The following is a 7,998-nucleotide window of genomic DNA, read 5'->3' as shown; positions in this document are numbered from 1 at the left end:
GCTGCCCGGTACAGCAATCGTTGCTTGCCATACCGCAACGGGGTGCCGCCGACCGAAAATGAAATCGCCGCGGCATTCGATGCCAAGGGCAACTTGCTGGAGCTGGATCAGGGGCGGTTGTTGACGTGGGACCTGCGCAATCAATTGCAGTCGGTCAGCCCGGTGGAGCGCGCCTCCGGGCGCAATGACAGCGAATGCTATTGTTATGTTGGCACTGGTCAACGGGTGCGCAAGATTCGTTCATTGCAGACCAATGCCCGAACCGTGAAAGCCGAAGTGCGTTACATGCCAGGGCTGGAAATGCGCACTGACAGTGGCACTGGAGAAGTGCTNCACGTCATCACCGCGCAGGCCGGACTCAATACGGTTCGGGTGTTGCACTGGGTAAGCGACCCACCGTCCGGGGTCAACGATCAATACCGGTACAACCTGGTCGATCACCTGAAGTCTTGCACGGTGGAATTGGCCGATGACGCACACATCATCAGCCAGGAAGTCTTCTATCCCTTCGGCGGAACTGCATGGTTTACCGGTTCGGACGTCGACTATAAAACCATTCGCTATTCGGGCAAGGAACGCGATGCGACAGGTCTTTATTACTACGGTTTTCGATACTACATATCGTGGTTGCAGCGTTGGCTCAGTCCCGATCCGGCCTTGGCCATTGATGGTCTCAATCTTTACTGCATGGTTCGAAACAATCCGACAGGGTTGGTCGATCCGGATGGGCTCGCACCCAATAACGATAAGCCCCGGGTCCCCGCATGGCCTCCTCAATCGTCTGTTAATGCGCCGGTTGCAGTCAAGCCGGTGGGGCCATTGCGGCCGTTTCGGCCCAATTCGGCACTGACGGTTCAGCCCGCGAGTGCAGCGGCCGCACCTAAAAGACCGCCACCGATATCGTTGCCAACCGCGGCCAAGTCAAATAGAGCGCTTCCTGCCTATGCCGGTGGTTCAATGAATGTGGGCTCACATCAATTGTCGCTTGGCCCATCAGGCGCCGTCATCGTCATGAGGGGGGACAATCGTCCCCCCGGGGAAATCCGTAATGCGGGTGGCTTTTTCCCCAGGGATAACAGGGGACCCGAAATCAAGGATGAGTTCAGACAGACCGTGGTGGTCAAATCCATGAACACTTTGTCCCAGGAACACGTTAGAAGTCCTGTTGCTGGGTACGTATCCACTGGCATGGATGAAGATTCAGGGGGGTACGGTGACACAAGGGCCTACCTGTACCGGATGGAAATTCCGGGTCTTGAGGAGCGAGCCATCAATGATCAGACGCTGGGGCTCAATACGTCCTTCGAATTCATTCCCAAAGGCCGAATGCATGCGAGACTTTTGATGAGCAGTGAAACCCTTGACCAGTCGAAATTCGTGGCGATGATTCCGCCGATGACAGTGGAAATTACCTTTATTACTCCGATTCCGAGTGCCTACATCGTTGCCTACAGGGAGGCGAAAAGCACTGAGTGGACACCTTTTTAACGATGACGACCCAGATGTAAAAAAGCCCCCGACCAACCCGCTGCGGATAGGGAACGCAGCGGGCTGGACGGGGGCTTCTTGTATTACCGGCGCTTACTGCGCGATGGTTTTCACCGACACGCCGCGTTCGACCGGGGTGGAACGACCGTAGATATCTTCAAAGCGCTCGATATCGTCTTCACCCAGATAGCTGCCCGATTGCACTTCGATGATCTCGAGTGGAATCTTGCCCGGGTTGCGCAGGCGATGAACCGACGCGATAGGGATATAGGTCGACTGGTTTTCGCAAAGCAGGAACACGTTGTCGTCGCAGGTCACTTCAGCGGTGCCGCTGACCACGATCCAGTGTTCGGCGCGGTGGTGGTGCATTTGCAGCGACAGGCATGCGCCCGGTTTGACCGAGATGTGCTTGACCTGGAAACGACCGCCCATGTCCACCGAGTCGTAGGAACCCCACGGACGATAGACTTCGCAGTGGTTCTGGGTTTCGCTGCGGCCCTGTTCGTTGAGGGTGTTGACCATCTGTTTGACGCCTTGGACCTTGTCCTTGTGGACGATCATCATGGCGTCCTTGGTTTCGACCACCACGATGTTTTCCAGGCCGATCACCGACACCAGTTTGCCGTTGCCATGGATCATGCAGTTTTTGCTGTCCTGGATGACCACATCGCCTTTGGTGACGTTGCCGTTGGCGTCTTTTTCATTCACTTCCCACAGCGACGACCAGCAACCGACATCGCTCCAGCCCGCGGTCAGCGGTACGACGCAGGCGCGCTGGGTTTTTTCCATCACCGAATAGTCAATGGAATTGTCCGGGCAGCAAGCGAAGGTGGCGGGGTCGATGTCGATGGTGTCGGCATCCTGCGCGCTACGTTCCAGTGTCAGTACGCAGGTGTCGTAGATGTCCGGATCATGTTTTTTCAGCTCTTCGAGGAAGCGGCTGGCGCGGAACAGGAACATGCCGCTGTTCCAGAAATAACCGCCGGACTGGACGAACTCGGTGGCGCGTTTCACGTCGGGTTTTTCGACGAAGTGCGAGACACGGCTGACGCCTTCCGGCAGCAGGGCATCGTTGGTGGATTTGATGTAGCCGTAACCGGTTTCCGGTTTGGTCGCCGGCACGCCGAACAGCACCATCTCGCCACGCTCGGCCGCCACGGTGGCCAGGGCCAGGGCGCGTTGCAGGGCTTTCTGGTCTTCCAGGACGTGGTCGGCCGGCAGCACCAGCATCAACTCGTCGCGACCTTCATTGACCAGCATCATCGCGGTCAGGGCCACTGCTGGCGAGGTGTTGCGGCCGAAGGGTTCCATCAGCACGCGCTGCACGTCCAGGTTGCGGGCGCCCAACTGCTCGTTGACGATGAAACGGTGTTCCTTGTTGCAGACCACGATCGGAGTGTCCATGCCTTCGAACACCAGGCGTTCGAGGGTTTGCTGGAACAGCGTTTGCTCGCCGGTCAGGGCGAGGAATTGCTTGGGGAACTGCTTACGGGAAAGCGGCCAAAGACGTGAGCCACTACCACCTGACAAGATCACCGGAATCATGTTGTTACTCCTTTAAAATCGATTGGTTAGAGCCACGAACGTTCTGTCGTTTCACTCTTGTTTTTGTTCCGTACCGGACGGTTGACTCTCCCTGTGCAGGGGCCCGTTTCAAGGCCCCATTGGGGGTCAGCTGTTCGGAAAAATTATTAGCGCGTCGACACTGGGCGCTTGACCCAGACTGGCGACAGGCTGCTGCCGTTGCCGGTGACGTACAGCACCGCCGCTTCACCGCGCTCCAGGGCAACCGGCTTCACGTCGCCGACTTTCTTGTCGCCTTCGTACAGCGCCAGGCTGACTTTCACCGGGTTGATTTCACGCTCGCCACGGCCCTTCGCAGCCACGTTCGGCACCACATCGGTCTTGCCGTCGGCGGTTTTCAGGGTCAGGGCCTTGTCGCTCAGGTTCTGAACGCGTACCAGGGATTTCTGCTTGTTCTTGAACGGCGGTTCTTCGATCAGTTGCGGTGCGCCGCTGGCGTTGTTGACCAGGGTGTAATAGTGATCGCCGGCCAGTTTCACCGGCAGGGTCTGGCTACCGACCTTGGCGCTGTAGTCGCCGCCCGGCATGAAGCTGAAGTCAGTGCTGGACAGCGGCGCGACTTCGTTCAGGTTGGTGGTGCCGACTGTAGCACTGACTTCAGCGTTACCGGCGTTGTAGACCCGCACGAAGGTGGAGCCTTTCGGTGCGGTCGGGCCGTAGAGGGCTGCGTCGCCACCGGCGAAGGCTTGCATCGAGAGCACGCTCATGCCGGCAACGAGAGCAAAGGTCTTGGCGAGACGGCGAGGAGTAGTAGTGAAAGTCATGGGTGTACCTCTCTTTCAGTTTTGCGCCCGGTCGGGCGTCTCGGATTTGGTGTTTACAGCTACGTTTTGTTGGCGCGCGCCGGCTTGTTTAAGCTCTGCGACCCACTGCGGGTCGGCGTCACCGATTTCGTTGTTCACAGGCAGATATCGTTCAGGGAATTCCCAGATCAGCACTTGTGGCGGGCTGTTCTTGAAGGCATCGCTTTTCAGGTAGCTGAGCATCGGCAGAATCGGGCCATGGCCGTCTTCGGCGTAATTGACCACGTCGCTGTGCAGCGCTTCTTTCAGCGCACCGACGAAGTTCCAGTTAGGGTTGGCGCTGTAGCTGGTGCCGATCAGGGCCACCGGCACTTCCGTGTTGGCGAACAACGCGTCATCACCGGCCGGTTGATCCTGGGCCGCCACGGTGTTGCGCTTCTGCAAAGGTTCTGGCGCCGGCATCAGGTTCTCGAACAGCGGGTCCAGCGGGAGGAACAACCGCAAGTCACCCTTGTGCGTCACCTTCTCCGCCGGTTCGGTGACGAAGTTTTGCGGTTCGCCACTGAGCGGAGCCTTGTCGGCAATGGTCTTGGCCAGAGTCTGGGCAGCGACCTGTGCGCCTTCCGGGGTCCAGTGGGTGTCGGTGCGCAGGAACACTTGCTGACCGTCGTGCTTGGCTTGTTGCAGCGGGCCGAGCAGGTCAGGGGCGAGGATCTTGTCGGCCGCCACGCGAGCGTGGAAGTCCTTGTACAGATTGGTGTGGATACTCGCCGGCTTCACTTCACCCAGGTGTTCCGGGTACAGACGCGTCTTGGCCGGAACAATCGCCATCACCAGTTGCACGCCTCGCTTTTTCAGTTCCTGGCGCACGCCCTCTACCAGCGCGTAGTTGCCTTGCAGGTTCAACTCTTCGTTGACGATCGGGTGGAACTCTTCATCGCTGTAGAGCCACTGATCGCGACCGAGCACCACGCCCGGACGACCTTCGTTGAACAGTTTGAAATCCAGCGCGGCCCAAAGGTTGGTGCCCAGGCGCTTGATTGGGAACTCGTCGTCGTAGTGCGTCTCGACGGCTTTGGTCCAGCGTCCGTTGAGCACGGTGGCATCGGCGTTGGTACTGAAGCCGAAGAAGCTGCGTACCGACCACACGCCCAGGACCAGCAAGGTCACCAGGAACAGGGCGATGTAGAAGATGCGTAATGAGCGGGTCATGGTCAGATCCCTCAGAACTGGAAGTAAAGGAACGGCGAGAAGCTTTGCGCCGAGAGTTTGAGAATCGAGGCGATGAACAGCAGCAGTACCAGGGCGCGCATCACGTAACGGGACCAATCGGCGGTCCAGTAGGCCGGTTGCACAGTCGCTTCAACGCCGACGGTGTAACCCGGTTGGTGGATGCTGGCCGGGTTATCGCCCGGTACGGCCTTGATCGTTCCGGGTGTCGCCGCGGCCGGGCCGTCGGTTTCGATGTTCACTGCAGGCTTGGTCTTGACTGGCGGCTGGTTGGTGTAGAAATCACGCAGGCCGAAGAACGCCAGGGTCACGTAAGCCACCACCAGGGTTGCCACTTGCAGACCGGTGAGGCTGGCCTGGTTGAGTTCCGACAGCGACCATTCGCCGAAGCTGAACATTGCGCCGTACATGCGACCGGCGACGTGCAGGTTCTCTGCGCGGAAGATCACCCAGCCCATCACCACCAGCAGGAAGGTCAGGACCCAGCGGATCGGGTTGAAGCTGCGCGGCGAGGTGTTCAGGCCGATGGCTTTTTCGATTGCCAGCCACATGCCGTGCCAGGCGCCCCAGACGATGTAGGTGATGTTCGCGCCGTGCCACAGACCACCGAGCAGCATGGTCAGGAACAGGTTGCGATAGGTCATCAGCGTGCCTTTACGGTTACCGCCGAGGGTGATGTACAGGTAGTCACGCAGCCAGGTGGAGAGGCTGATGTGCCAGCGCCGCCAGAACTCGGTGATCGACTGGCTGACGTACGGCTGTTTGAAGTTTTCCATGAAGCGGAAACCCATCATCAAGCCCAGGCCAATCGCCATGTCGCTGTAGCCGGAGAAGTCGAAGTACAGCTGCGCGGTGTAGGCCAGGGCGCCGAGCCAGGCATCGCCCGTGGTCGGGTTCTGCAAGGCGAAGCAATGGTCGGCGACCACCGCCAGGGTGTCGGCGATGAACACCTTCTTGATGAAACCCTGCATGAACCGCGTGGCACCTTCGGAGAACTTGTCGAGGGTGTGGGTACGGTTGTTGAACTGGTCGGCCAGGTCGCGGAAACGCAGCACCGGGCCCGCGATCAAGTGCGGGAAGATCGCTACGAATGCGGCAAAGTCGATCAGGTTGCGGGTGGCCGGGGTATCGCCGCGGTAAACGTCGATGATGTAGCTGATGGACTCGAAGATGTAGAACGAGATCCCGATCGGCAACAGTACGTGGGTCAGGATGAACGGCGACAGACCGACCGAGGTCATCATCGCGTTGATGCTCTCCACGCCGAAGTTGGCGTACTTGAAGTAGCCCAGGATGCACAAGTCCACCGCGACGCCGAGCAGCAGCCAGCGTTGGGCCGGTTTGGTCCGGACACCGGCGGCGCCAACTTTCAGGCCGATCCAGTAGTTCCACAGCGTGACGGCTGCGAACAGCGCAAGGAAGTCCACACGCCACCAGGCGTAGAACACGTAGCTGGCGATCAGCAGCAGCAAGTTGCGATAGCGTTGCCCGCTCAAGTAGTACAAGCCGAGAAAGATCGGCAAGAACAGAAACAGGAACACGTTGGATGAAAATACCATCCCGATCTCTCCATGTTTAACCAACAGTCAAGGGCCAACGGCCCCCCCAAACCCCCCACGAAAATCCGGGGATGTATTACTCAATTCATGCCTGACACTGACCCTGTGGCGAGGGGGCTTGCCCCCGTTCGGCTGCGAAGCAGTCTTAAAACCGGTAAACGCGTTATGCCTGAGTCACCGCGCTGTCAGGTTTTGGGGGCGCTACGCACCCCAACGGGGGCAAGCCCCCTCGCCACAATGGATAGCGCTGAGCTTTAAGAGCCCTTGTTGCCTTTTTCATTGGCCGGGTCGTAGACCTTGGTCAAGTCCCCGCCGAGGCGGAAAGACTTGAACGGCTGCATCTTGTGCTTGAGTTCCAGCACATTCGGCGCGCAGGTGTAGAGCGAGCAGAACGGTTCGAGCCAGGCGAATTTCGAGTCGATCTTGAGATCGGTCATGTCCTGATCCTTGCCGTTTTTCTGCTCGAATTGATCCGGGTCTTTCACCCCGGCCAGCACGCGATCACCCAGGCGTTTCAAGGCGCCGTTGTTTTCCTGACGCAAATCCACACCGTTGGCCTGGGCGAAACTGGCGATCATCGCCAGCGGCGGCAGGGCGTAGTTGTGGTAGGCGAGGGCGCGTTGCTGGCGCTTGAGTTCGTTAGGCAGGAAGCCTTGGGCGTCGATTTGATTGGCGCCGACCTTGAATTCCTTCACGGCCCAGTCGAACAGGTCGCGGCGGTTGGTGGCGACCGACGTCGCCATCACCGACCAGGCGGCCCAATACGAGTGGTTGTTGGTCTGTTCGAGCGGCAGGTTGTCCCAATCGCTGACCACCTGGTCGGCCATTTTGCTGAACCAGGCTTCAATCACCTGCGCCTCTTCCTGGTGGGTGGCCAGTGGGTGCGAGTCAGAGAATTTCAGGCGGATATAGGACGACGCCATGCTGCCCAGCGCCCATTTGCGCATGGACTTGCCAGTGTGGTTGAAGTCCCTGGACATCAACGCGTCGGCCTTGGCCCAGGCGGTCAACCAGTCGAGGGTGCATTCCAGTTGTTCCGGGCGACCGTCACGCATGAACTGCATCACTCGCTTGCTGGTGCCACGCTCGATCTTGGTGATGTCGGCGGTGGTGTCGCGGAAGGCTTTTTCCGATGCTTCGTTCAGGGTCGAACGGGACTTGTCGGAGCCTTCGTATTTGCTGCGAAACTGCAGGGCGCCGGTGTAGGGCGTCGGCATTGCATCGCAGCCTTCGCTCTTGTCGCCGGTCTTGAATTTATCCACAGGCGCGAAGTAACCCTGGGGCGGGTGCAGTGGCGCGGCGGCCTGGGTGGCGCCAGCGAACATCGCCAGAGCCAGCAGGGAAGGCGCGAGTAACTGTTTCAAAGTTCGGGTTTGCATGCAGTTCATAAGAGG

Annotated in this window: 6 protein-coding genes; 1 reads left to right on the top strand and 5 read right to left on the bottom strand. The window is 59.1% G+C overall.

The window, feature by feature from the left end:
- Positions 1-1,488 (top strand): RHS repeat-associated core domain-containing protein (locus tag AF70_RS29780; RefSeq protein WP_231508972.1); only part of this gene is annotated, 1,488 nt, incomplete at its 5' end.
- A 93-nt stretch (positions 1,489-1,581) separates the two neighbouring features.
- On the opposite strand, the gene AF70_RS06915 is transcribed toward AF70_RS29780, so the two are convergent.
- The 5 genes from AF70_RS06915 to AF70_RS06895 all read right to left on the bottom strand — a co-directional run bounded on the left by AF70_RS06915 (position 1,582) and on the right by AF70_RS06895 (position 7,992).
- Positions 1,582-3,033 carry a mannose-1-phosphate guanylyltransferase/mannose-6-phosphate isomerase gene (locus AF70_RS06915; protein WP_028940349.1) on the bottom strand — a complete coding sequence of 484 codons (1,452 nt, stop codon included), beginning with the start codon at positions 3,031-3,033 and terminating at the stop codon, positions 1,582-1,584.
- 146 nt (positions 3,034-3,179) lie between these two features.
- A complete protein-coding gene (locus AF70_RS06910) occupies positions 3,180-3,836 on the bottom strand; it encodes an alginate O-acetyltransferase AlgF (RefSeq protein WP_019581115.1) in 657 nt (218 codons plus the stop codon).
- A gap of 15 nt (positions 3,837-3,851) precedes the next feature.
- Positions 3,852-5,027 (bottom strand): alginate O-acetyltransferase, encoded by a 1,176-nt coding sequence (locus tag AF70_RS06905; protein ID WP_019581114.1) that lies wholly within the window; start codon positions 5,025-5,027, stop codon positions 3,852-3,854.
- Positions 5,028-5,038: 11 nt separating this feature from the next.
- The gene (locus AF70_RS06900; RefSeq protein ID WP_028940348.1) at positions 5,039-6,604 is read right to left on the bottom strand and encodes an MBOAT family protein; all 1,566 of its coding nucleotides are present in this window, start codon (positions 6,602-6,604) and stop codon (positions 5,039-5,041) included.
- 254 nt (positions 6,605-6,858) lie between these two features.
- Complete coding sequence (locus tag AF70_RS06895) at positions 6,859-7,992, bottom strand: mannuronate-specific alginate lyase (protein WP_019581112.1); 1,134 nt, start codon at positions 7,990-7,992, stop codon at positions 6,859-6,861.
- Between the last annotated feature and the right edge of the window lie 6 nt (positions 7,993-7,998).

The sequence above is a fragment of the Pseudomonas sp. KD5 genome (assembly GCF_012932895.1).
GTDB lineage: Bacteria > Pseudomonadota > Gammaproteobacteria > Pseudomonadales > Pseudomonadaceae > Aquipseudomonas.
This window is presented reverse-complemented; position numbering and strand designations above follow the sequence as displayed.

Bases quoted from the DNA above. Each gene is read 5' to 3' on its own strand.
- AF70_RS06910 (WP_019581115.1), bottom strand. From the start codon at position 3,836: ATGACTTTCACTACTACTCCTCGCCGTCTCGCCAAGACCTTTGCTCTC.
- AF70_RS06895 (WP_019581112.1), bottom strand. From the start codon at position 7,992: ATGAACTGCATGCAAACCCGAACTTTGAAACAGTTACTCGCGCCTTCC.
- AF70_RS06915 (WP_028940349.1), bottom strand. From the start codon at position 3,033: ATGATTCCGGTGATCTTGTCAGGTGGTAGTGGCTCACGTCTTTGGCCG.
- AF70_RS06905 (WP_019581114.1), bottom strand. From the start codon at position 5,027: ATGACCCGCTCATTACGCATCTTCTACATCGCCCTGTTCCTGGTGACC.
- AF70_RS06900 (WP_028940348.1), bottom strand. From the start codon at position 6,604: ATGGTATTTTCATCCAACGTGTTCCTGTTTCTGTTCTTGCCGATCTTT.